The sequence below is a fragment of the Arcobacter sp. F155 genome (genome assembly GCF_004116455.1).
In the GTDB taxonomy this organism is placed as follows: Bacteria; Campylobacterota; Campylobacteria; order Campylobacterales; family Arcobacteraceae; genus Halarcobacter.
Map to the genome: position 1 here is coordinate 152860 of NZ_PDJU01000006.1, position 26475 is coordinate 179334.

A 26475-nucleotide genomic window follows, 5' to 3' on the forward strand; every position below is an offset into this window, starting at 1 on the left:
TTAACTTTTTATATGGGGATCAAAAAGAGGGAAGACCCTCTTTTTATTATCTTAGTGCTACTAGTTTTCTTCTTAAGTAAGCAATTTTATTTTGTAGTGGTAAGTGTTTTGGACAGTGGTCTTCACAAGCCATTAATGACATACAACCAAAGATACCATCATCATCACCAATTAGTTCATAGAAATCTTCTGCAGTTCTCTTATCATGAGGGTCAACTTCAAATCTAGCAACTCTGTTTAATCCAACAGGTCCAACGAAGTTTGGTCTCATAAGCATAGTACCACAAGATGCAACACAAATACCACACTCAATACATCTATCAAGTTCAAAAGTTTCATTTGCTACATCTGGGTCGATTCTTTCTTCCATTTTAGAAATATCAGTCTCTTCACCATTATCAACAATCCAAGATTTAACTCTCTTAGACATACCATCCATCCATTTACCAGTATTAACTGATAAATCTTTGATAAGTTCGAATGCTGGCATTGGCATTAATTTAAGTGATCCACTTGGGTAGTTAGCAGTAAGTGTTCTACAAGCAAGTGCAGGTTTACCATTTACTACCATACCACAAGAACCACAAATACCAGCTCTACATACGAAGTCAAAAGATAAATCTGGGTCTAACTCTTCTCTAATTTTAGTAAGAGCAATAAAAAGAGTCATTCCTGGAGTCTCTTCTAATTTATAATCTACGAAGTGAGGTTTAGAAACCTTACTTCTTGGATTAAATTTAAGAACTGATATAGTTATTTCTCTACCTTTTTCAACGCTCATTATTTATCTCCTAATCTTTCGTTTTTCTCTTTATAGTTCATAGGTAATTCAAATGGCATTAATGCGTCTTGAATTTCATGTCTATCTTTACCTTCTGCTTCAAGTTTTTCTCTTACTGAGTCAACTTCATCTTGTCTTTTTGCAGAAAGTTCATTTTCAATAATCATACCCTTAGCACCATAACCTCTAAATGCTGGAGGCATTTCCATTGTCATAATATCTAAGTCAGCATACTCAATTGTAGGCTCAATATCATTTGGATTTGGCCAAGTACATAAAGTTCTGTTCATCCAGTTAGCATCATCTCTTTTTAGATAATCTTCTCTATAGTGTGCACCTCTAGACTCAGTTCTATCTCTTGCACCTTTAGCTACACATAATGCAACTTTTAACATTTTTGGAACTCTATATGCTTCTTCAAGTTCTGGGTTACCAGCTCTTTCTTTAGATTTAACAGTGATTTGTTTAGTTTTAACTAATAAATCTTTTAACTCTTCAACAGCTTCTGCTAAAGGCTCACCAGATCTAAAGATACCAACTTTCTCATCCATTAATTCTTGCATTCTTCTTTTAATTTTGAAGATGTCTTCATTTCCAGAGTAAGCTAAAATTTCATCTAAGTATGCATCTTGTGCATCTAAGAATTTTTGAACTGTAGCTGTAGGGATTGTAACATCATTAGCTAAACAGTAATCAGCAAAGTAGTTACCAATAATCATACCAGCAACAACTGTTTCAGATACTGAGTTTCCACCAAGTCTGTTGAATCCATGCATATCCCAACAAGAAGCTTCACCACAAGCAAATAAACCAGATAATCTAGTAGACTCACCAGTTGGTTTAGTTCTAATTCCACCCATTGAGTAGTGTTGCATTGGAAGTACTGGAGCCCAACCTTTTTTACCTTCGTCAGCTGGATCAATACCATTAAAGATTTGACAAATTTCTTGTACATCTCTTAAGTTCTTTTCAATGTGCTCTCTACCAAGAATAGAAATATCTAACCATACGTGATAACCATATGGAGAAGGTACACCTTTACCATTTCTAATGTGCTCAATCATTCTTCTAGAAACAACGTCTCTTGATGCAAGCTCTTTTTTCTCTGGCTCATAATCAGGCATAAATCTGTGACCGTCAACATCTCTTAGGATACCACCGTCACCTCTACATCCTTCTGTTAATAAAATACCAGATGGAACAATTGGAGTTGGGTGGAATTGTACAGCTTCCATATTAGAAAGTGTTGCAATACCAGTTTCAAGTGCAATAGCAGCACCTGTACCTTCACAAATTACAGCATTTGTTGTTTGTCTAAATACTCTTCCATATCCACCAGTTGCAATACAAGTTCCCTTTGCAACATAAGCTTCTAATTCACCAGTAATTAAATCTCTAACGATAGCACCATAACATCTTCCATCTTCGTGGATTAATGATAATGCTTCTTTTCTATCTCTAATGTCAACATCATGTTTTAAAGCTTCATTTGCAACACCAAATAACATTGTATGTCCTGTTGCATCAGCTGTATAACATGTTCTCCATTTCTTAGTACCACCAAAGTCTCTTGAGTGGATTAATCCATGTCTCTCTTCTTCTTCAGTAATAGTTGTTTTCTTAGCATTAATAATAGCTTCTCTTGAACCTGCTTTAACTCTAGTCCAAGGCACACCCCATGATGCTAATTCTCTAATTGCTTTTGGTGCAGTATGTACGAACATTCTTGCAACAGTTTGATCACATCCCCAGTCAGAACCTTTTACAGTATCTGCAAAGTGTAAATCTTCATTATCTCCATCAGACATCTTTGAGTTACCTAAAGAAGCTTGCATACCACCTTGAGCAGCAGCACTATGAGATCTTTTAACAGGAACTAATGATAAAACGATAGTACTTAATCCCTTTTTTTGTGCAGCAACAGCAGCTCTAAGTCCAGCTAATCCTCCACCAATAACTAATGAATCACAGTAATTAATTTTCATATTATGCTAGCCTCCCTGTATTATCTAATTGCATAACTTGTGCAGTTGGAACATATCTTTCTCCAACTTTTCCAGCTTGTGCATTTTCATAACCTATTTTCATGTATGCTGCAAGTGTAGCAAATCCTAAAATTAAGAAGAACCATGTTAATGATTTTTTCCATGCTTTTAGTTTTTTTCTAGTTGCTCTTGGGTCATCACCATCGAACCATCCCCATTTAACAGCTAATCTATATAATCCAATTGTTCCATGGAATTCAACAGCTAATAATAGTAAGATATATAATGGCCACATCCACTCTGACCATACTCTATCCGCAGATGCATAAGGACCAATCTCTGCAGAGTGTGTCATAATGATATATAAGTGTACAGAACCTAAGAAGAACATTGCAAAACCAGTAAATGCTTGGATAAACCAAAGCTTAGTATCTTCATGTCCCATGTTATCAGCGTGAGCTTTCATAACTTGGTATTGTTTGAAGTTACCTGGTAACTTTCTCATACCTAAAGCAGCGTGTGTAATAAATACTACAAATATTACAAATGCAGCAATTGAAACTAAAATTGGGCTTCCTCCCTCAATTATGAAGCTAGCCTCTAAAAATTTAGTTACAGAGTACATAAAGTCTTTACTAATTAAAATAGAAGACACAAGTAACATATGTCCCCACATAAAAAGACCAAGGAAAAGTCCAGTTGCACTTTGAACATAGTCAAGTTTTGCTGGTACTCTACTTTTCTTTCTCTCTACAGTCTTCCCTAAATAACCTTCTATTAGGTCACTCATTTGACATCCTTTCTAGTGATTTTGATTTTATATGAATAGCATTATAATAGCGAAAATGTCCTTATAGTGGGCTACAGCGTAGTTGTTTGGAATGTACAATTATTGTGCAAAATATATGGGGTAGAAATAAAAAAGCCCTATTTCTAGGGCTTTTCATTTTTTTGTTGAAAGAAGTAGAATTTTAAAAAATCATACGAGTATGTTACCTATTAACACATCATGATTTAATAAATAATGATTGAATCGCAATTTGCGTCATTTCAATCAGTGTATCGATATTCAATGCTGGAATAAAGAACACAATTGCTGAACCAATACCACCAACAATAGTAATAATAGCTAAGAATGCGATTGCATAAGTAGATACTCTTTTATCGTTGAAGTCATTGTCCATACACTCTTCTTTAGTAGGGTAGAAGTACATCATTGCAATAAGTTTAAAGTAGTAGTAAACTGAAATAAATGTTGCAACAATTGCAAGTACTGCTAATAAAATATATCCTGCATTAATAGCTTCTGTAAATACATAGAATTTACCGATGAAACCAATTGTTGAAGGAATACCAGCAAGTGAGAATAAGAAGATAGTCATCATTGCTGCTAAATATGGTCTTTCTTTTGCTAAACCTTTGAAATCATCGTATGTAACTCTTACTTTAGTTTCAGAGATAATATGAGAGATGATACCAAATGACCCAAGTGCAGATAAAAGGTAAGCAATTAGATAGAATACTGTTGCATATGCTGCATGAATGTTTTGTCCAAGAGCAATAAATGCTAATAATAAATAACCTGTGTGTACAATCGAAGATGCTGCAAGCATTCTTTTAACAATATTTTGTGTAATTGCAAGCCATGTACCAAATACAAGTGTAAAGATAATAATAACATACATGATTGAATCCCAGAAGTCAATCATTGGTGCGATATCTTGTAATACTGCTCTTAAGAAGAAAGAGAATATAGCAATTTTAAATGTAGATGCCATATATGCAGTAATAATCATTGGCGCACCTCTATATACATCTAGTACCCAAGATTGGAATGGGAAGGCTGCAATTTTAAATAGGAATGTAAATAAAATTAGCGTTAAACCAATGTATAATAAAGCCATATCTTCATTTGAGTGAGCTGAAATATATGCTGCAATTTCTGTTAAGTTTGTAGTAGCAGTTGCACCATAAACTAAAACAACACCTAATAAGTAGAATGCTCCAATGAAAGAACCTAATACTAAGTATTTGAAAATTGCTTCAACCCTTTTGCTATCTTCACTGTTATAACCAACCATAACATATACAGCAAATGAAGCAATTTCAAGTGCGATAAATGCAGTTACAAGTTCGTTAGCATTTGCTAATAACATCATACCAAATAGAGCAAATAAAAGGATTGAGAAGAACTCACCTTTAAAATACTCTTTTGATCTGAAATAGTTTTCACCAATTAATAGTGTTAATAATGTACCTAAAATAAGTAAGATGTTAAAGAAGTTTGAGAACGAGTCAAAAATTAAAACATCATTGAAAATATTATTGTACGGTCTTAATGCAAATGAATCACCTAATGGAATTAAGCTTAAAATTAATGCAATAATTAATAAAACCGACGAAACAGTGATGTATTGTTTCGTATTAAACTTTTCTTCGTACATACTCATAAACATTACACCAACAGCTGATAGTAAAATTAATGAAACTGGTAATATGTGTATTAATTCATTCATTTTGCTGCTCCAATATGTAAAATGTCATTTAAGTAGTGAGTTACAGTTGGCTCAAACTTATCAATGAAAATATCAGGGTAAATACCCATTAAGAATACAAGAATAACCCATGGAGCTAAACCAACAATCTCTTTGATTTTTAAATCTCTGAATTTAAGAGCTTCACCTTCTCTATCTTGTAAAATTGCTCTTTGGAACATCCATAACATATATGAAGCACCAATAATAACTGTAAGAGCTGAAATATATCCTAGTGTATGGTTAAATTCGTAAATACCAAAGATAATTAATAACTCTGATACGAAACCATTTGTTCCAGGAAGTCCTACGTTTGCAAATAACATAATTGCAAAGATAGTTGTAAAGATTGGAGACTGTTTTGCTAAACCACCTAAATCTTTAATTGTTTTATATCCTGTTTCATCATGGATAATACCAACAAGTAAGAATAGTGCACCAGTTGCAATTGCGTGAGCAATGATTAAATATAAAGCACCATTAATACCAAAGGCATTTAATGAGAAGATACCTGCTGCAATGAAACTTAAGTGTGATGCAGAAGAGTATGCGAACATTCTTTTAATATCATCTTGCATTAGTGCCGCAACACCAAAGTAAACAAGACCAAATAAACCAATAAATACAAACCATGATGAGAATTCAACATAAATCTCTGGGAAAATAGGAATTAAGAATCTAACGATTGCATAAACACCTAGTTTTGCCATGATTGATGATAATAAGAATACTGCACCAGTAGGAGCATTTTTATATGTTTCCATAATCCACGTATGTAATGGGAAAATTGGAATCTTAATAGCAAACGCAGAAAGGAATGCTAAAAATAACCAAATCTTTTCGTTATATGATAATGATGTAATTTGAGTTAATGAATCATATTGAAATGACCAAGAACCAAATTCAGCATGATATGTAACTCCTAGGTAAAGCATTGCAACAAACATTAAAAGTGAACCAAGCATAGTATATACTGTTACTTTAATTGTTGTGAATACTTTATCTCCAAATCCATAAATACCAATCATTAAGAATACTGGTAATAACATAACTTCCCAGAAGAAGTAGAATAAAATTACATCTAATGCTAATAGTGAACCAGTAACACCTGCTTGTACTAATAGCATATTAATCCAGTAACCTTTAGTTCTACCTTCCCATAATAGAAGATATGCTGTAGGAATTAAAATAGCAATCATCATTAAAATAGTTAAAGAGAAACCATCAACACCAATGTAGTAGTTAATACCATAAGAGGCAATCCATGGAACATTTGTAACGAACTGCATACCTGCACTTGGTTCAAACTCAATATAAAGTTTTAATACAAGTGCTAAGATAACTGTTGTTGTTAAAAATGCAATGTTTCTAACTGTTTCTACATGCTTAGTAGTAATCATTAAACCAAATGCTACTACTGCTGGTAAAAATATAATAAACGATAAAATATCTGCACTCATATTACAATCCTAAAGAAATATATAAATAGATAAACACAGCACTCATACCTACAAGCATGAACGCAGCATAAAATCTTACATTAGCATTTTGAATAGTTGCAACTTTTTTACCAAACTGAACAAATTGTTCACAAGTTGACATGATAAATCCATCAATGATTTTAGAATCTAAGATTTTATCAATGAAAGATGATATTTTTTTAGAGAATTGAACAAATACTAAGTCATAGAATTCATCTACATAGAATTTGTTAGCAATAATACCTTTTTCATCTTCTGGTTTGTAAACATCAAAGTTTGCGTATTTTTTGTATGCAACAAAAATACCTGTCGCTGCTACTAAAATAGATGCAGCCATTAAAATGTACTCAGTTGTATGAGACATATGAATTTTTATAGAGTTAGTTTGTGCTAACCAAGTATCAACTAAATGTGAACCACCAAAAATAGCTGGGAAGTTTAAGAACCCTGCAAATACTGCTCCAACTGCTAAAACTAATAGAGGGAAAGTAATTGTTTTTGATGTGTAAACATAAGGAACTGTTTCTTTATTTGGTGCAACAAATATAACAAAGTAAAGTCTAAACATATAGAATGCTGTTAAGAATGCAGTAAACATTCCAATTCCCCAAATTAAGTATTCACCCTCTTGGAAAGCTGCAGCTAAAATTGCATCTTTAGAGAAGAAACCTGAAAATGGTGGGATACCAGCAATAGCAATAACACCAATTAAGAATGTAAACTTAATAATCGGAAGTTGTGCTCTATGTTGTGCAATTTTAAAGATATTTTGTTCGTGGTGTAAGGCAATAATAATACCACCAGCACCCATGAATAACATAGCCTTAAAGAATGCGTGTGTAAATACATGGAATAGTCCTGAACTATAGAAACCTAAACCAACTGCAATAAACATATATCCTAATTGAGACATAGTTGAGTATGCAAGAATCTTTTTAATATCCTGTTGTCTTGTTGCAATAACTGCTGCAAGTAATGCAGAGAATGCACCAATATAAGCAATAAAGATACCAATCTCTTCAACTCCTGCATATAAGAAGTGGAATCTTGCAACCATATATACACCAGCTGTTACCATTGTAGCTGCGTGAATAAGTGCTGAAATTGGTGTTGGTCCTGCCATCGCATCTGGAAGCCATACATATAATGGAACCTGTGCTGATTTACCCATAGCACCAACAAATAATAAGAAACCAGATAATGCTAATAATTCAGGTGAAGCATTTGCAATGTTAGCTTCAAGTGAAGAGAAGCTTAAATCTACTTGTCCAAGTGCAAAGAATAAAGTAACGATACCTAATAAGAATCCAAAGTCACCAACTCTATTTGCAATAAATGCTTTATTACCAGCAATAACATTTTCTTTATCACCATAGTAGAATGCAATTAGTAAGTATGAACAAACTCCAACACCTTCCCATCCAATGAAAAGAATTACTGGGTTATCTGCAAGTACTAAGATTAACATCGATGCCAAGAAAAGGTTGAAATAAGCAAAGAATTTACCAAAACCTTTATCTCCTGTCATATAACCAATTGCATAAATGTGAATTAACCATCCAACAAAAGTTACAAACATTGACATAAAGATAGCTAGGTTGTCACCTAAGAATGCCATAGTAATATTTAAATCACCAATATTTACCCAAGTAAATAATTCTTGCTTAAATGTTACACCACCATCTACCATATCTAAGAATAGACTTAGTGTAATTAAAAATGCAATTAGTGGAGTACCTGTACCAATAATTGAAAATAGTGTTTCAGATACTGGCTTTCTTTTTACATGGTAAAAATATAATCCACCATTTAAGATTGCACCAACTAATGGAGCAATAATAATCCAAACTAACAGTGAAGTATCCATCATGACTTCTCTCCTTGTGTTAGTGTTGTAAAGATATCAGTATCTAGAGACTTTTTAGTTCTAAATAATAAAATGATTACAGATAAGAAAATTGCTGCTTCTGCTGCTGCAATTGAGATAACCATAACTGTAATAATTTGTGGGTCCATATTAAAATGATATCTTGCAAATGTTATAAGGAAAAGTGCAATTCCATTTAACATAAGTTCTATTGACATATAAATAACAAAGATATTTCTTCTAGCAATTACACCTATAACACCAATAGAAAAAAGAATCATAGAGACAAAAGCATAAGATGTTAAACTAATCATGCATTCTCCTTATTCGATTTTTTTCTTTTTGCTAAAACAATTGAACCAACAAGCGCAACTAATAGAAGAATTGAAATCAATTCGAATGCTAAAATCCAATCATTATATAAAAGTTGTCCAATTGGTTTAATATCACCAAAAGTACTATCAGCAACAATATTCATATCAGCTTCAGGAAGCTTTGATACTGCTTTTAAAATAACTACATTAAAAGGAATCATTATTGCTGCACCAATTCCTATTAAAAGATACTTCTTAGGCTCTTTTGGAAGATGCTCATCTTTAATATTAAGAAACATAAGTAAGAATAGAATCAGTGTCATAATTGCACCAGCATAAACAATAATTTGTACCATAAACAAGAATGTTGCATTTAATAGTGCAAACAGACCAGCTACAGCTAAAATAGAAATTAATAGTCCAAGTGCTGAGTACATTGGTTTTCTAAAAAAAAGCATCATTACTGCACCAAGTACAGCAAAAATACTAAGTGCTACAAATATTAAATCACTCATCATCAAAATCCTTTGATCTTTCATTGCTCATTAGGTAGTTTTTATCAACAACGAAATCTTCTCTTTTATCACCTGTAAAACTAAAGATTCCAGTATCCATTCTAATAGCATCACAAGGACAAGCTTCTACACAATATCCACAGTATACACACTCAAGAAGGTCAATTTTGAACTCTTTTGGTCTTTTTTCTGCAACACCGTCAAATCTTTCTTCTGCATCAATAAAAATACATTGAGCAGGACAAGCAGTAGCACACATATAACAAGCAACGCATTTTTCACTTTCGTCAGCCCATTTAGTTAGCCTATGAACTCCTCTGTATCTATCAGTGATATCATCAGGTTGAACTTCAGGGTACTGCATTGTTTTAAGATTTGAAACATCGCTCAAATTTTCTTTAAAGTGTCTAAAAGTAGTCTTCATACCACCCATAATAGCTGGGATATATAATCTATCTTTTAGAGACTTTCCGTGTCTTTCTACAATTTTAATTCCCATATTAACTTCCTGTCACAACAATAAATGTTGCTGTAATTACAATATTTAATATCGCTAATGGAATAAGAACTTTCCATCCTAACATTTGTAATTGGTCATATCTAAATCTTAATAGAGTCCATCTAATCCAGATGAATACTAAGTTCATAAGTAAGAATTTAACTACAAATGTACCAATTTGGATAACAGCAGTTGCAATATTTACACCATTTTCACCAAGTCCTGTAACTAAGAACATAATTAAAACAGCAGAGATAACAATTGCAATTAACCAGAATCCTCTAATTAAAATATTCTTTTCTCTATGTCTTTTGTCATTAGCATCTAACCAATCATAGTTTTTGTTCATCCATTTAGCAAAAAGGTATGCTTTGATTGGTAATAAAATAACGATAGCTAAAATTACATAGTTGATGTTACTTTGAATAGTTGCTGTATCCATCCATGGAATGTGATACCCACCTAGGAATAAAGTTACAATAATTGCAGACGATGCAGACATTGCAGCATATTCACCAACTTGGAAAAGACCAAATCTCATAGCAGAATACTCAGTATGATAACCAGCAACAATCTCAGACTCACCTTCAGCGATATCAAAAGGTGTTCTATTTGTTTCAGCAAATGCAGTAACAATAAAGATTAAAGCTGCAAGTGGTTGCATAAAGATACCCCATGCTGGAATAACACCAAAGATTGTTCCACCTTGAGCTTGTACCATATCATTTAAGTTAATAGAACCATATGTTAATAAAACAGAAATAATAGATAATCCCATTGCTGCTTCATAAGAAATAACTTGTGCAGAAGCTCTAATACCACCTAATAAACCATATTTATTTTGAGAAGAATATCCACCTAAGATAATACCAAATACAGATAATCCAGCAAATGCTAAGAACCACATAATTCCAAGTTGAGTTGGAATAGCTTGCATCATAAAACTTTCACCATCAATAACTAAGTTATCAGCGAAAGGAATAACTGCCATTGTTAAAAATGAACAGATAAATACAAGAGCTGGTGCAATTGTATAAAGGAATTTTTCCTTAATATGTGAAGGAGTAAAATCCTCTTTAAATACAAGTTTTAGCATATCTGCGATTGCTTGAATTAGACCACCAAGTCTAATTCCACCAATATCACATCTGTTTGGTCCTGTTCTATCTTGAATAAAACCAGCAACTCTTCTTTCCCACCAAACCATAATTGGAGTTGTTCCAACTGAAAGGATTTTAGCAAGAAGAATGTTTACTATAATAATTACTATTGCAGCTGTACTCATAGGCTACCTTTTTCAACCATAGATTTAATATGTTCAATAATTGAAGATACTGATTCCATTGGGTTATCTTTTTTAAGTTTAGAAATAACTTTTTGTTTTTTACCTTCAAAGTTAATATAAGTACCACTTTTTTCATAGAATGATGAAATAGGAATAGCAACTTCAGATTTTGAAATTGTTAAACAGTTGTGTGAGAAACAACTAATTACAGTTTTACCTTCTAATAACTCTAAGTTTTGATCGAAGTAATTGTTATTTAATACAATTACTGTTTTAGCTTTTGCAATTTTATTTTTGAAGTCTTCTTCTGTTTCAATAATATTTAATTCTTTAAAAGATGCTCTGTTTGGACTTCTATCACTTTTTCTTAAGTAATCATCACCAAATGATTCATCAATATACTGTGGTGAATAACCAGTAATTTCACCTTTTACAGCTTGAGCTAGCTTAATAGTATTTTGCATCTCTTCTAAAGAAAGTGATGGGTCTAATACAAAAAGAATATCTTTTTTCTCTGTTAAAGTTTTATATACTTTAGTAATTGTATTACTAAATTCTGTTTCTGTTGAGTCAACTAATGGAGTAGTAAATCTGTTTTCTTCTTCATTTTTATATGAAAGTCTACCTTCATCACAAATGAACCAACCGTTTACATCTCTATTTACTCTTGGTCTAAATCTAAAGATTTGGTCATCTTTATATTTCTCTTTTCTATGGTCAACGTGGATATTACAACCCATTGAACAACCATTACAAATAGCATCAAAAGATTCCATAAACCAAACTCTTTGTTTAAATCTAAAGTCTTTAGATGTAAGTGCACCAACAGGACAAATATCAACAACATTCATTGCATATGGATTGCTAAGTGGTTTTCCTGGGAATGTACCAATTACAGAGTGGTCTGCTCTAGAAATAACACCAAGCTCATTTGTACCTGTGATTTCTGAACAGAATCTTACACATCTTGTACAAAGAACACATCTTTCTTGGTCTAACATTACGTTAGCGCCTAGATCTACTCTTTTTCTTGCTGTTACTTTTTGATTTACATTAACTCTTGATTCATAGAAACCAGATTCCATGTAATAATCTTGCAGTTTACATTCACCTGCTTGGTCACATGTAGGGCAGTCAATTGGGTGATTGATAAGTTCAAGCTCTAGAATATCTCTTCTTACTTTTTCAATATTCTCACCTTTTGTTCTTACAATCATACCTTCTTTAACTGGAGTATCACACGCAATTTGAGGTCTTTTTTGACCTTCAATTTCTACCATACACATTCTACAGTTACCATCTTTACCTAGGGCTTGATGGTAACAAAAATGAGGAATATGGATATCTCGGTCTAAAAGAGTGTCTATTAAAAGACTCCCTTTTTCTGCCTCAATCTCATCCCCATTTACTGAAAATTTAACTAATTCACTCATAGTGCGTCATCTCCTTTTATAGACACTTCTTACTTACCTGTATATAGCTGTCTTGGTCTAGCAATTTTAGCTGTTGGATCTTGCTTTAATTCAGACCATTGAGAAATCCATCCTGGAATTCTTCCGATAACAAAAATAGGAGTAAACATCTCTACAGGAATTTTAAGTGCTGTTAAAATAACACCTGAGTAGAAGTCAATGTTTGGATATAATCCTCTATCTTTGAAGTAATCATCATTTAATGCTGCTTCTTCAACTGCTGCAGCTACATCTAATAATTTAGAGTCTAAGTTTAACTCTACTCTTAATTGATCTTGTAAACCTTTTAATGTTTCAGCTCTTGGGTCTCTGTTTTTATAAACTCTATGTCCGAATCCCATTAATCTGAATGGGTCGTTTCTATCTTTAGCTTTTGCAATATAAGTTGGTACATTTTTAACATCACCAATTAATCTTAATTGATCCATAACTTTTTCATTTGCTCCACCGTGAGCAGAACCCCATAATGCAGAGATACCAGAAGCGATTGCAACATAAGGGTGAGCTTCAGTTGAACCAACGTTTCTAACTGTTGTAGTTGAAGCATTTTGTTCGTGGTCAGCATGTAAAGTTAAGATAGCATCTAAAGCATCTACTTCAACTTGCTTGATTTCATCATTTTTACCATCACCTAAGTATTTCATACTTCCACCTGGATAAGCTCTTAACATATATAAGAAGTTTTCAGTAAAGTATTTATTTACATCTGGATAAATTAGTGGAGTACCAATTGAGTTTCTATAAGCCATAGCTGCAATAGTAGGCATTTTAGCTAGGATTCTTCTTCTCATAGTTTTGAATTGTTCTTCATCTTCTAAGTGTAAGTGATCTTTATAGAATGCTGATAATGCCATAGTTGCAGCACCCATAGTTGCCATTGGGTGAGCTCCATCTGGTAATGCATCAAATAATCTAATAATACCTTCATTTAAGAAAGATCTATGTCTGATTTCTAAATCAAAATCTTTTGACTCTTCTTCATTTGGAAGTCTTCCCATCATAAGAAGGTGACAAACATCTAGGTAAGATTTTTTACCAGCAAGTTCTTGAATAGGGTAACCTCTATATCTTAACTCAGAGTTTTCACCATCAATGAATGTGATTTTTGATTCACAAGATGCAGTTGAAGTATATCCTGGGTCATAAGTGAACATTCCAGAATCTTTATAAAAAGATCTAATATCTAATACATCTGGTCCTCTTGTACCACTTAAAACATCATACTCATAAGATTTACCATTTCTGTTATCCGTTAGTGTAAAAGTATTCTTTGCCATCTTTCATATCTCCTTGTATTTTAGCTTTTAAAGTATTCAACGAATTCGTGTCTATATTTTTCAACAATGCTTTGGATAATATCTTTAACTGCTGGTGCAAATACACAAATAGTTTTTCCATTCATTGTTCCACAAACATCAATAATAGTATCTAGATCTGCATCTGTACCATTACCTTCTAAAATCTTCTTAATAGTTTTATCAATCCAACCAGTTCCCTCTCTACAAGGAGTACATTGTCCACAAGACTCGTGGTGATAGAACTCAATTAAGTTTTTTGCAACTTCAACCATTGATGTACCTTCTGGAATAATCATCATTCCACCAGTACCAAGTGTTGAACCAATGTCCCACATAGATTCATAATCTAAATATGCTTTTTCTACTTCTTCAGCAGTTAAAATTGGACATGAAGCACCACCTGGAATTAAAGCTTTTAATTTTAATCCATCTTGCATACCACCACCGATGTCATTAATTACATCGATCATCTTTTCACCATATTGAAGTTCATAAACTCCTGGGTTTTTAACAGGACCACTCATAGCAAAAAGCATTGTTCCTGGTGCTCTTTCTGTTCCCCATTTTGTATATGATTCATAACCATTTAATACAATATTTGGAACAGATGAAATTGTTTCAACATTGTTTACTGTTGCAGGCATTCCATAGAACCATTCACACTCTTTACCATGTGGTTTAAGTCTTGGGTGACCTCTTTTACCTTCAATTGATTCAATTAAAGCAGATTTTTCACCACAAATATAAGCTCCACCACCTCTGTGAACAGTAATGTCGATTCTATAATCGTATTTGTTCATTACTTTTTCACCAATGATTCCAGCTTCATATGCTTCTTCAATTGCTGCATTTAATCTATCGATGAACCATTTATATTCACCTCTGATATAAATATATGCATCATGTGCACCAATTGCGTATGATGAACAAATAATTCCCTCAATTAATAAATGTGGGTCATATTGGAAAATTTGTCTATCTTTAAATGTTCCAGGTTCAGACTCATCACCATTAACAATTAAGTATCTTGGTCTTTCATCAATAGGTGGCATAAGTTTCCATTTAGGACCACAAGCGGCACCACCACCACCTTTTCCTCTTAACCCTGATTTACAAACTTCTTCTGTAATCTCATCTGGTTGCATAGAAAATGCTTTATCAATAGATTCGTATCTTCCATTTTTTAAAGCTACTTCAAGTTTATGAGAATCTGGAATGTCAAAGTTTTTACTAACAATTTTTACTAATTCAACTGCCATTACTTACACTCCTCAATAATCTTCTTAAGTTTGTCAACAGACATGTGTTCGTGGTACTGATTATTTAATGCAATCATTGGTGCACCACCACAAGCTCCTTGACATTCAACTTCTGAGAAGTGGAATTTACCATCTTCACTAGTTTCACCTGGACCAATACCTAAAGTATCTTTTACAAACTTTTTAAGTTCAGGTGCACCCATTACCATACAAGATAGAGTTTTACATAACTCAATATGGTATGTACCAATTGGTTTTAAGTTGAACATTGTATAGAATGTTGCAAACTCATAAACTTCAATTGGAGTTTTCCCTAACTTATCTGCTACAAAAATCATTGCATCAGGACTTACCCAACCTTCTTGCTCTTGAACAAGCCATAAAGCAGGTAACATCATTGCATCAATTTTTGGATACTTTTTAGCAATTCTTGCAAACTCTTTTTCGTTTGCTTCTGTATATTTAAATTTGCTCATTATCTATCAAACTCCCCTGCAATAAAGTTCATACTAGCCATTGTTACAACAGCATCAGCTAACATATTACCTTCTACAATTCTTGCATAAGCACCTAAAGAGTAGTAACAAGGTGGTCTACATTTAACTTTGTATGGATTACCAGAACCATCACTTACGATGTAGAATCCTAATTCACCATTTGCACCTTCAGTGTAACCGTAGTATTCACCTTTAGGAACTTTAATACCTTCAAATGTTAATTTAAATTGGTTCATTAAACCTTCAATATTTCCATAAACATCTTTTTTATCTGGAAGAATAATTCCTTGATGGTCAACATTAAGTGGTCCATCTGGAAGCTCTTTCATTGCTTGTTTAATGATTCTAATTGATTGTCTCATCTCTTCAAACTTAACCATTATTCTGTCATAAACATCTCCATGAGAACCTACAACAACATCAAAGTCAAAGTTTTCATATCCATAATAAGGAGCATCTTTTCTTAAGTCGAATGCAACACCAGTAGCTCTTAAGTTAGGACCAGTAATCCCAGCATTAATAGCAAACTCTTGGTCAATTACACCAACATCTTGTGTTCTATCATGGAAAATTCTGTTATGTTCAATTAAAGATAAAGAGTCTTCAATTGCTTTTTCAATATCTTTGATAACTGCATCTAAATCTTCAGCAAATCCATCATAAAGATCAAACTCTAAACCACCAATTCTAGTATAAGAGTTAGTTAATCTTGCACCAGTAAGTTTTGATAAAATATCATAAGCTTTATCTCTTGGTGCGAAGATATACCAGAAGTTTGTAAGTCCACCAAGGTCAACCATGTTTGCAGCATTACAAACAATGTGGTCAGTAATTCTTGAAAGCTCACCAATGATAACTCTAATCATCTTTGCTCTTGGAGTAATATCAATTCCTAACATATCTTCAACAGCTTTTGAATAACCAATGTTATTTAAAATTGCTGAACAGTAGTTAAGTCTATCAGTATAAGGAATGATTTGAGAGTAGTTGTGAGTTTCACAAGATTTTTCAAAACCTCTGTGTAAGTAACCAATTTCAGTTACACAAGCTCCAATTGTTTCACCTTCCATTGCAACGAAGTTTCTAATTGTACCGTGAGAAGCAGGGTGAGAAGGTCCAACGTTTAGCATCATTAGATCTTCCATATCAGCTTCACTGTAACCTTTTCTTTTTAATAGAGGAAGCATTTCATCCATTAAGTCTTCAGTTTCAGTACAAATTTGACCTTTAGTGATTTCATAATCTTTTCTTAAAGGATGTCCAACAAATTGGTGGTGATTTAAAACTCTTTTTAAATTTGGGTGACCTTTGAATCTAATACCATATTGGTCAAAAGTTTCTCTTTCTCCCCAGTCTGCTGCGTAGTATAAATCAGTAATTGAATCAACTTCTAAAGTATTATCATCTACATATGATTTAATAGAAATTTGTTTTTTAAAGTTACTAGTTCTTAAAACATAAATAACTGCAAATCTAGATGGAGTAACATCTGGATACTCTAAGTAGTCAACTGCAGTAATATCTAAAAGAAGAGTAAAATCTTCTTCATTTTTTAGTCTAGTAATTGTTGATTTAATATCTTGTGCATCAATAAGCATATCAGTTTTAAGCATCTAAAATCCCTTTGAAGTTTCTATCTCTTTCTTTGATAATAGATTCATTGTAAGATTTTTTCTGAATATTCATAATTGCATCTAAAACCGCTTCTGGTCTTGGAGGACAACCTGAAATATATTCATCTACAGGAATAACTTCATCAATTCCTTGTAATGTTGTATAGTTATCATAAAAACCACCAGAACATGCACATGCTCCCATAGAGATAACCCATTTAGGTTCACACATTTGATCCCAAATTCTTTTTAATACAGGAGCTTGTTTATAAGTAATAGTTCCTGCAACAATAAGTAAGTCTGCCTGTCTTGGCGAGAATCTTACAACTTCTGCACCGAATCTTGATATATCATATTTCGCTGCTGCAACTGACATGAATTCAATACCACAACATGCAGTACCAAACGCCATTGGCCACATTGAATATGATCTAGCCCAGTTAACAGCTTCATCAAGTTTTGTAGTGATTATAGAATCACCTAAGTTAGCTTCAGCTCCTAATCCCATGATAACGCCTTTTTCTTATACATATAAATAAGACCAGCAAAAAGTAGTCCAATAAAAATAAACATTTTTACTAAACCTGCATAGCCAAGGTCAACTAAGTTAACAGCCCATGGAAACATAAAGATTATTTCTACGTCAAATAATAAGAATCCAATAGCTACTAAGTAAAACTTAATAGAAAACCTAATGTTTGTAGTTCCAACAGGGTTGGAAACACCACTCTCGTAAACTGTGTTTTTTAATTTATCTTGTGTATTGTTTGGCCCTAAGTACTTTGTTAGTAAGAAAACTCCTACTAATATTAAAGCAATAGAGACAAAAATCACAGATGAAAGAACTAAATGTGTCGACATAATCTATCCCATTTATTAGAATGTTTAAGAAATTGTACTATAAATTGAGTTACTATTTGGTCATATGTTAAAAATTCTTAGAAGTTTAGAATTTAGTGAGAAGATTTGTAATACTAAGGGGGAAACAGGGCTAAAAATATGTAACTATTTTACCCAGTCCTTCTTCAAGCTGTGATGTTGGAAGTGCACAGTTTAGCCTAAAATACGAGTCTCCTTCAACTCCAAAGCTTCGCCCATCATTAAGTGCTACCTTCGATTTTTCGAATAACATATTTTTTATTTCCTTATGTTTTAGCTCTGTATTTTTAAAGTTTAGCCATAACAAATATGTTGCTTCTGGTTCCAAGAATTGTACTTTTGAGTTACTTTTTGCTAAATATTCTTTAGTAAATTCAATATTCTTTTTTAGATATTTTTTTAACTCTTCTAGCCATTCTTCACCAAATTCATAAGCAGCTTCTAATGCTGTATATCCAAATACATTTACAGAAGCAATTTCTCTTTTTGCAAGTTCTTTATCAAATTTTTCTTTGATTTCTTTATTTTCACTAATTGAATATGAACAATTTAATCCAGCAATATTAAATGTTTTTCCTGCAGAGTTTAAAGTTAAAGTGATATTTGAAATCTCCTTTGATAGTGATGCCATAGGTGTGAACTTTTTAAATACTAAATCTGCATGGATTTCATCACTTATTATTAGAAGATTATGTTCTATACAAATTTTAGCTAATTCTTCAAGCTCTTCTTTACTCCAAACTCTTCCCACTGGATTGTGGGGTGAACATAAAACTAAGATTTTAGATTTAGAAGTAATTTTACTTTTTAAATCTTCTAAATCCATAGTGTAGTAGCCGTTTTCTTCTTTAAGTGAATTTCTAACTACTTTTCTATTATTGTGTTTAACTGAGTTAAATAGTGGAAAATAAACAGGTGTTTGAACAATAATCTCATCACCTTCCTCACTAAAGGCTTCAATAGCAGCACTATATGCTGGGACTACTCCATTACAAAAAGATATCCATGATGTATCAATTTCCCAATCATGTCTTTTTTTCATCCACTCTTTTACAAGGTTATAAGTTTTTGTAGTAGGTTTTGCATATCCATATACTCCATGAGTTGCTCTTTTAATGATTGCATTATTTATTACATCAGGAGTTTTAAAATCCATATCAGCTACCCAAAGTGGTTGTAAATCAGAATATCCAAAGTATGTTTCTAGCGCATCATATTTAGCACAAGATGTTCCTTTTCTATTTACTATCTCATCAAACATATATATTACCTCTACTATAAACTATTTTTTAATGATAAAATGATATAAAACTTATACTAACAATTAGTTTACTATGAGGAAGAAATGAAAGAAGCTATTGAAATTTTAAAAAAGAATGATCTTTTAAGAATCATTGATGATGAGTTGGATATATATTTAGAGATACCACACATCGCTTATGTTGAAGTAAAAAAAGAAGACTCTAAGGCATTATTATTTACAAATGTTGTAGATAGAAAAAACAATAAAAAATTTGATATTCCAGTATTAATGAATGTATTCTGTAATGAAAAAGCGGTAAAACTTTTCATTGGAGATGGAGATAAGATTGGAAAAGAGATTGAATCTTTATTAAAAATGAAGCCACCTACAACATTAAGTGAAAAACTTTCTACTTTTGGAAAACTATTTGCACTTAAAAATACAATTCCTAAAAAGAATAGGGGAAAAGGTGAGTGCCAAGAAGTAATAAAACTTGGAAGTGAAGCAAAACTTTCAGACCTTCCTATCTTAACTACATGGGAACAAGATGGTGGTCCTTTTATTACAATGGGACAAGTTTATACTACATCTTTAGATGGTGAAATGAAGAATGTTGGTATGTATAGACTTCAAGTATATGATGACAATACATTAGGAATGCACTGGCAGATTCATAAAGATTCGAATCATTTCTTCCATGAGTATAAAAAAGCTGGAAAGAAAATGCCAGTTTCAATTGGAATAGGTGGAGATCCGATGTATATTTGGTGTGGACAAGCTCCATTACCTATTGGTGTATTTGAATTAATGTTATATGGTTTTGTAAAAAATAAAAATGCACAACTAGTAAAATCAATTACAAATGATATTTATGTACCAAAAGACAATGACTTTGTAATAGAAGGTTTTGTTGATACAAGCAAAATGAAAATTGAAGGACCATTTGGGGATCATACTGGATATTATACTTTAGAAGAAGAGTATCCTTTTATGGAAGTAACTGCAATTACTCATAAAAAAGAGCCTACATATTTAGCAACAGTAGTTGGAAAACCACCATTAGAAGATAAGTATATGGGGTATGCTACAGAGAGAATTTTCCTACCATTACTTAAAACAACTGCTCCTGATTTAATTGATTATTGTATGCCAGAAAATGGAGTTTTCCATAACCTGATTTTAGCAAAAATCAAAACACTTTACCCTGGACACGCAAGTCAAATGATGCATGCTTTCTGGGGAGTAGGGCAAATGTCATTTGTAAAACATGCAATTTTTGTAAATGAAGATGCACCTGATTTAGAAGATTTTGATGCAATTACTGAGCATATACTAAATAGAATTGATATTGAAGAGTTCCTTGTATCAAAGGGAGTTATTGATGCACTTGACCATACAAGTCCTAAGTTTGCAGTGGGTGGAAAACTTGGTCTTGATTGTACAGGTGAAGAAGTAAAAGAACTTGGAATTACTCTATTAAGTGATGATGAACTTTTAAAGAAAGTAAATGAACTTACAGATGAAGTTAAACAATTAAAACAATACTATACTCATACGAAAAACCCTGTAACTGTTATAGCTGTTGATAAGAAAAGAAATCAAAAAGAGATTTTTGAATTATTAAAACCTTTATATAAAAATATAAAAATATTAATCATAATTGATGATGCAAACCAAAATGATGTAAATAATCCATATATGTTAGTTTGGAGAGTTACAAATAATATAGATTCAAATAGAGATTTATATATTGAAGATAATACTATTTGTTTAGATGCAACAAATAAAAATGATTATGATAACTTCAAAAGAAGATGGCCTGATGATGTTGATTGTTCGAAAGAAGTAATTGATAGTTTAAGACAAAGAGGTATTTTAGATATTTCAGATGAGTTTATAAAGAAGTTTCAATTATAAAAGTTAAAGTAGTTTAAACTACTTTAACTTCATTTTTTCCGTTTCTTTTAACATAATACATTGCATTATCGGCTCTTGTTAATAAAGAGTCTGCACAATCTGTCTCTTCAAATTGAGATACTCCAAAACTACAAGTGACTTTTCTATCTATTTCAAAATCAAAGTTAGCAATTTTTTCTTTTAGTAAGTATGCAATATTTTTTGCTTGTACCTTATTTGTTTCAGGTAGGATAATAATAAACTCTTCTCCTCCCCATCTTCCAAAGGAGTCAGTCTTTCTCATTGTATTATTTACTAAAGAAGATATTTTCTCTAAAACATTATCACCAGTTGAATGTCCAAGTTGGTCATTGATTAGTTTAAAGTTATCTACATCAAAGAAAATCAAAGATAAACCTCTATTATATCGCTTTTCTCTATTTAGCTCTAATTCTAAAATAGATTCAATCTTTCTTCTACTAAAGGCATTTGTTAATCCATCAATATGAGCTATTTTATTTAACTCTTCTTCAGCAAGTTTTCTTTTTTTTATCTCTTTATTTAGTTTTCTATTGTTAATTACAACTATAATAATTAGAACTGAAAGAAAGGTAATTATTTTATAAACCCATGAGTAATCTTTTTCTGGTTCATAGATAATAGAGTTATATTTATCTCGAATAAGTTTTCTTTCTTCATCAGTAATTGTTGAGATTGCTTTATTTAATATATTAAGAAGAACTCTGTTTTCTTTATTTACATGGAGTCTAAGTTCATAATTTTCATTATAAATCCCAGAAATTTTAGCATTTGAGATTGTTTTTTTAGTGATATTGTATGATAAAGCAGGAAGTTTACCTAAAATCCCATAAACCTTATTTTCTTGAAGTAAGTCAAAAGACTCATTTATACTAGCTGTTTCTACAAAATTGATTTTTGGATATTTCTTTTTTAAATCTTTATAATATGAAGCATATTTTGTAATAGCAATCTTTTTATTTGCTAATTCTGTTATTGCTGTTGTATATGGTTTATCTACTAAAGTAGTCAGTGCAAGTTTAACTTTATCTACACTCATACTCATATTTGAGTTTATATTTTCATAATCAGCAGTTCCAAATGCATATTTTAAATTATTTGCATTTGTATTTATTTTTTCATTTGCTTCTTGATTATTGTTAATTACTTCAATTGCCGAGATTAGATTTAGTTTTTTCCTTACAAGGTTCCAGTAATCAATCTCTATTCCTGAAAGTTTATTATCTGTTTCAATTGTAAAAGGTGGAAAGTTTGAGTTTGAAATAAGATTTATTTGATAATTTCTAATATATTTTTTTTCTTCTTGAGTTAAGTTTATTTTTTTAGGATTGTAAATTATATCTTCAAGTTTAAAATTTATTGCACTATCACTTAATCCAAGCAACAAATAAAGTCTTTTTATCTCTTCAACTTTTTTATAATCAATATTTCCTAAGTTTCCTTCTTCAAACTGGGCAAGTTCTTTTAAGATTTTAGCTTCATATTTTAAAGCTTCAAGAGATTTGTTCTGCGTATTATATTTCTCATAGATAATTTTTACTGTTTCATCAATATTTTCAAAAGCATATTTCCAACCTTTTAAAACAGCTCTATGCATTTTTCTAACTCTAATTGGATTTTGTCTTAACTCTTCTTGTGAAGTGAAAAACAGTCCTCCATAAAACTCAAATCCATATTCACTTGGATTGTGAATTTTAAACTCTATATTTTTAGAGTCTAAAATATAAGGTTCATTAGATAAATAACATCCCATAGCGTCAGTTTTACCACTTATTAAGTCTTCAAGTTTAAAAGAGTGTTGTTGGAAGTTTATATCTTTTAAGTTTAAGCCTTGAGATATAATCATAGAGTTAATAGCAGCAGCTGACCTCGCATCAGGGGTTAGCATAACTTTTTTATCTTTTAAGTCTTTTATTTTTTTAATATTTGAATTGTTAAGTGATATTAAGACCATTGGTGAGTTTTGATAAATAGCGGCTAAAAGAACTACTTTTTTGCCTTCTAGTCTATCAATTATTAAAGATGATTTTCCTACAGCATAACTAGCTTTAGAGTTTAATACTCCATTTACTAAATCTACATCAAAGTCAAACTCTTTAATTATCACATCTAAGTTTTCTTCTTTGAAGTAACCCTTTTCTTTTGCTATATAATAACCTGCAAATTGAAACTGATGTAACCAATCCAATTGAATTGAAATTTTTTCTTCTTTTGCTTGAAGTACTAAAGTATTAAAAAGTAAAGATATTAGTAAAAATATTTTGTAGATATTCATGAAGAAAGTATATCTAAATAATATAAAATATAATCCATATGGATTTAATATATTTGTTGCTATAATACATGTTCTAAAAATAGGAGAAAGTTAATGATTTTAATGATCGATAATTACGATTCATTCACATACAATATTGTTCAGTACTGCTTAGAGTTAGGAGCAGACTTAAAAGTAATTAGAAATGATGAGTTAAGTGTAGAAGAAATAGAAAAATTAAATCCTGAAAAAATTATAATCTCTCCAGGACCAGCAACTCCTGATGATGCAGGTGTTTGTTTAGAAGCAATAGAATATTTTGCTGATAAAAAACCAATTTTAGGTATTTGTTTAGGGCATCAAAGTATTGCTCAAGTATTTGGCGCAAAGGTTATAAGAGCAAAAAATATGATGCATGGCAAAACTTCAAATATTAAAATTGAAAAAGATACAAAGATTTTTAACGAACTACCAAGTGAATTTACTCAAACTAGATATCACTCTTTAACTGTTGAAAAGGAAAGTTTACCAGCTGAGGTGATTCCTACATCATACAGTACAGATGATAATGAAATTATGTCTTTAGAAATTAAAGACAAAAATATTTATGGAGTTCAGTTTCACCCAGAATCAATTATGAGTGAATATGGACATAAGATTATAGATAACTTCTTGAAGATATGAAAACAGTAGCTAGTGCATATAAATATTTATTTTTACTATTCTTTTTTGTAGTTTTATCTGCACTAGTTTACAATATTCTTAACCTTAGTATTTCATATAAAGAGGCTTTAAACTTTTTTATAAATAACTCTTTATTGAGTATTATTACAAATGCTTCAACTATTATCTTAGGTCAAAATGACTTTGGGCTGAGATTTCCTTTTTTACTTTTTTATATTCTTTCTGTTTTTTTAATGTATAAACTAACAGAAGACTTTTTTAAAAAAGAGTCTGATAGATATATAAATTTAGCTATCTTTTCTATTTTACCAGGACTTTTAAGTGCCTCAATACTTGTAAATAGTGCTATTATAGTTACTTTTTTTACTCTTTTATATATATACATATTCAAAGTAACAAGTAAACACTCATATATACTATTGGTATTGTTTTTATTTTTAGATAATTCATTTGCTATATTTTTTCTAGCACTATTTTTTTATTCCCTTAAAAAAAGAGATACAAATTTACTTGTAGTTTCATTAGTTCTATTTGGTATTTCAATGGGAATATATGGATTTGATAGTGGAGGGAAACCCAAAGGTTTCTTAATAGATACTTTTGCTATTTATGCATCTATCTTTTCACCTTTATTATTTATATACTTTTTTTACTCAATATATAGAATAGGTATAAAAGAGAATAAAACACTTACTTGGTATGTATCTATGACCTCTTTATTCTTCTCTTTATTAATATCATTTAGACAAAGAATATATATAGAAGACTATGCACCTTTTGTTGTTATCTTTTTACCTTATATGGTAAGACTGTTTTTTAACAGTATTAGAATTAGGCTACCAAGATTTAGAAAGAAACATTATAATGTAACTATAGCTACATTAGTAGTTCTTTTATTAAGTGTATTTTTGACACTATTTAATAAGCCTTTATATTTATTAGTAAGTGAACCTAAAAAACATTTTGCTTATAAATATGATTTTGTGGAAGATATTGCAATAGAGTTAAAAAAGAAAAATATTAACTATATTAACTCAGAAGATGAAAAACTATTATTGAGATTAAGATTTTATGGAATAGAGTCTGGACAAAAATATTACATTACTACAAAAGAACAATTTTTCTATGATTATAAAATAGATGTAAAATATTTTAATAAAACATTATATAGTACATATATAATAAAAGAAAATGAAAAATAGCTTTTCAATCCTTGAACTAATCCTAGTTCTTTTTATTCTCTCTTTAGTTATAACTACTTTTTATTTTAAACCATATGAAAACAAACTATTAGATGCTACAAATAGAATAGAACTCTATTTAAAGCAAACAAGATACCAAGCATTAATAGATAATAAAGAAAATAAAGAAGATTCCTTATGGTTTAGAAAGAGATGGACTTTTAAATTTTTCAATTGCGCAAATGATAAAGGAATATACTACGTAATATATACTGATGAAAATAAAAAAGGACATCCAAATGAAAATGAAAGTTTATTAGATCCACTTACAAAAAAAAGAGTTTACTCAAGTAATAGTTGTGAATATGATGAAAATAGAAGTAAATATGTATTACTAACAAGAGAGTTTGATGTTATAGATACAAATATCACTTGCAATAGTACAAAAGGATTGGGACAATTATCTTTTGGAAATGATGGAAAAGTATATAGCAAACTATCAACATATGAGAATAGAAGTCAAGATTATGAGATAAAAAATAGTTGTTATATAGAATTAATAAATAAATTAGGTCAAAAGAAAACTATAAAAATAGAGCCAAATACGGCTTTTATAGGAATAAATAAGTAAAAATAAACTAAAAACCCTAAAACTTTCAAAATTTAAGCTTATATTTAGAAAAAACCCTTGACAAGAGGAGAAAAATCTATTATAATTCCCGTCCAATTTCAGAGGAACGACATCAAAAATGATTGAGAAAGTTACGATGATATGGGAGATCTTTTAAAATTTAGAAGGTTTGTAAATAACTTTTATAAACCGAATATGAAATTACAACAAACAAGAATATATTGTAAATATATCCTTGTCTATTTTAATAACAAAGCTTATGCTTTTA

At 31.1% G+C, this 26475-nt stretch carries 23 protein-coding genes; 4 read left to right on the forward strand and 19 right to left on the reverse strand.

The features are described from left to right. Positions 1-46 precede the first annotated feature (46 nt). The 18 genes from CRV03_RS08260 to CRV03_RS08345 all read right to left on the reverse strand — a co-directional run bounded on the left by CRV03_RS08260 (position 47) and on the right by CRV03_RS08345 (position 19540). On the reverse strand, positions 47-781 hold the full coding sequence (locus CRV03_RS08260; RefSeq protein ID WP_129084664.1) for a fumarate reductase iron-sulfur subunit: 735 nt from the start codon (positions 779-781) through the stop codon (positions 47-49). Beyond that, positions 781-2766 (reverse strand): fumarate reductase flavoprotein subunit, encoded by a 1986-nt coding sequence (locus CRV03_RS08265; protein WP_129084665.1) that lies wholly within the window; start codon positions 2764-2766, stop codon positions 781-783. The genes CRV03_RS08260 and CRV03_RS08265 overlap by 1 nt, the downstream gene beginning before the upstream one ends. Before the next feature lies 1 nt (position 2767). Further along, a complete protein-coding gene (locus CRV03_RS08270; protein WP_129084666.1) occupies positions 2768-3556 on the reverse strand; it encodes a fumarate reductase cytochrome b subunit in 789 nt (262 codons plus the stop codon). 217 nt (positions 3557-3773) lie between these two features. Then, a complete protein-coding gene (locus tag CRV03_RS08275; protein ID WP_129084667.1) occupies positions 3774-5282 on the reverse strand; it encodes an NADH-quinone oxidoreductase subunit N in 1509 nt (502 codons plus the stop codon). Next, on the reverse strand, positions 5279-6760 hold the full coding sequence (locus CRV03_RS08280; protein ID WP_129084668.1) for a NuoM family protein: 1482 nt from the start codon (positions 6758-6760) through the stop codon (positions 5279-5281). The genes CRV03_RS08275 and CRV03_RS08280 overlap by 4 nt, the downstream gene beginning before the upstream one ends. Position 6761: 1 nt before the next feature. Beyond that, positions 6762-8648: an NADH-quinone oxidoreductase subunit L gene (nuoL, locus tag CRV03_RS08285; protein WP_129084669.1), complete on the reverse strand. Its 1887-nt coding sequence runs from the start codon at positions 8646-8648 to the stop codon at positions 6762-6764. Beyond that, a complete protein-coding gene (nuoK, locus tag CRV03_RS08290) occupies positions 8648-8962 on the reverse strand; it encodes an NADH-quinone oxidoreductase subunit NuoK (protein ID WP_129008480.1) in 315 nt (104 codons plus the stop codon). The genes nuoL and nuoK overlap by 1 nt, the downstream gene beginning before the upstream one ends. Continuing rightward, positions 8959-9477 carry an NADH-quinone oxidoreductase subunit J gene (locus tag CRV03_RS08295; protein WP_129084670.1) on the reverse strand — a complete coding sequence of 173 codons (519 nt, stop codon included), beginning with the start codon at positions 9475-9477 and terminating at the stop codon, positions 8959-8961. The genes nuoK and CRV03_RS08295 overlap by 4 nt, the downstream gene beginning before the upstream one ends. Continuing rightward, the gene (locus CRV03_RS08300; protein WP_129084671.1) at positions 9470-9976 is read right to left on the reverse strand and encodes an NADH-quinone oxidoreductase subunit I; all 507 of its coding nucleotides are present in this window, start codon (positions 9974-9976) and stop codon (positions 9470-9472) included. The genes CRV03_RS08295 and CRV03_RS08300 overlap by 8 nt, the downstream gene beginning before the upstream one ends. A 1-nt stretch (position 9977) precedes the next feature. After that, the gene (locus CRV03_RS08305; protein ID WP_129084672.1) at positions 9978-11261 is read right to left on the reverse strand and encodes a complex I subunit 1 family protein; all 1284 of its coding nucleotides are present in this window, start codon (positions 11259-11261) and stop codon (positions 9978-9980) included. Next, positions 11258-12694: a 2Fe-2S iron-sulfur cluster-binding protein gene (locus tag CRV03_RS08310; RefSeq protein ID WP_129084673.1), complete on the reverse strand. Its 1437-nt coding sequence runs from the start codon at positions 12692-12694 to the stop codon at positions 11258-11260. The genes CRV03_RS08305 and CRV03_RS08310 overlap by 4 nt, the downstream gene beginning before the upstream one ends. Positions 12695-12723: 29 nt before the next feature. After that, the gene (locus CRV03_RS08315) at positions 12724-14010 is read right to left on the reverse strand and encodes a citrate synthase (RefSeq protein ID WP_129084674.1); all 1287 of its coding nucleotides are present in this window, start codon (positions 14008-14010) and stop codon (positions 12724-12726) included. A 20-nt stretch (positions 14011-14030) separates the two neighbouring features. After that, positions 14031-15290: an NADH-quinone oxidoreductase subunit NuoF gene (gene nuoF / locus CRV03_RS08320; protein WP_129084675.1), complete on the reverse strand. Its 1260-nt coding sequence runs from the start codon at positions 15288-15290 to the stop codon at positions 14031-14033. Next, entirely contained in the window at positions 15290-15766 is a 477-nt protein-coding gene (gene nuoE / locus CRV03_RS08325) for an NAD(P)H-dependent oxidoreductase subunit E (protein WP_129084676.1), read from the reverse strand. The genes nuoF and nuoE overlap by 1 nt, the downstream gene beginning before the upstream one ends. Continuing rightward, positions 15766-17400, reverse strand: a complete 1635-nt coding sequence (locus CRV03_RS08330; protein ID WP_129084677.1) for an NADH-quinone oxidoreductase subunit D — start codon at positions 17398-17400, stop codon at positions 15766-15768. The genes nuoE and CRV03_RS08330 overlap by 1 nt, the downstream gene beginning before the upstream one ends. Next, positions 17393-17908 (reverse strand): NADH-quinone oxidoreductase subunit B, encoded by a 516-nt coding sequence (locus CRV03_RS08335; protein WP_129084678.1) that lies wholly within the window; start codon positions 17906-17908, stop codon positions 17393-17395. The genes CRV03_RS08330 and CRV03_RS08335 overlap by 8 nt, the downstream gene beginning before the upstream one ends. Then, positions 17899-18261, reverse strand: coding sequence for an NADH-quinone oxidoreductase subunit A (locus tag CRV03_RS08340; protein WP_129084679.1), 363 nt, complete (start codon positions 18259-18261; stop codon positions 17899-17901). The genes CRV03_RS08335 and CRV03_RS08340 overlap by 10 nt, the downstream gene beginning before the upstream one ends. A gap of 130 nt (positions 18262-18391) precedes the next feature. After that, positions 18392-19540 (reverse strand): MalY/PatB family protein, encoded by a 1149-nt coding sequence (locus tag CRV03_RS08345; protein ID WP_129084680.1) that lies wholly within the window; start codon positions 19538-19540, stop codon positions 18392-18394. Positions 19541-19624: 84 nt separating this feature from the next. On the opposite strand from CRV03_RS08345, the gene CRV03_RS08350 reads away from it, so the two are divergent. Further along, complete coding sequence (locus CRV03_RS08350) at positions 19625-21439, forward strand: menaquinone biosynthesis decarboxylase (protein ID WP_129084681.1); 1815 nt, start codon at positions 19625-19627, stop codon at positions 21437-21439. A 13-nt stretch (positions 21440-21452) separates the two neighbouring features. Here CRV03_RS08350 and CRV03_RS08355 read toward each other — a convergent pair whose 3' ends face one another. Then, complete coding sequence (locus CRV03_RS08355; protein WP_129084682.1) at positions 21453-23732, reverse strand: ABC transporter substrate-binding protein; 2280 nt, start codon at positions 23730-23732, stop codon at positions 21453-21455. 93 nt (positions 23733-23825) lie between these two features. Here CRV03_RS08355 and CRV03_RS08360 point away from each other — a divergent pair, with 93 nt between their 5' ends. Genes CRV03_RS08360 through CRV03_RS08370 form a run of 3 tightly spaced genes read left to right on the forward strand, consistent with a single transcriptional unit; the run spans position 23826 to position 26207 of the window. Continuing rightward, positions 23826-24395 (forward strand): aminodeoxychorismate/anthranilate synthase component II, encoded by a 570-nt coding sequence (locus CRV03_RS08360; protein ID WP_129084683.1) that lies wholly within the window; start codon positions 23826-23828, stop codon positions 24393-24395. Then, complete coding sequence (locus CRV03_RS08365; protein WP_129084684.1) at positions 24392-25597, forward strand: glycosyltransferase family 39 protein; 1206 nt, start codon at positions 24392-24394, stop codon at positions 25595-25597. Before CRV03_RS08360 ends, CRV03_RS08365 begins: the two co-directional genes overlap by 4 nt. Next, positions 25587-26207: a type II secretion system protein gene (locus CRV03_RS08370; RefSeq protein WP_129084685.1), complete on the forward strand. Its 621-nt coding sequence runs from the start codon at positions 25587-25589 to the stop codon at positions 26205-26207. Before CRV03_RS08365 ends, CRV03_RS08370 begins: the two co-directional genes overlap by 11 nt. Positions 26208-26475: the final 268 nt, after the last annotated feature.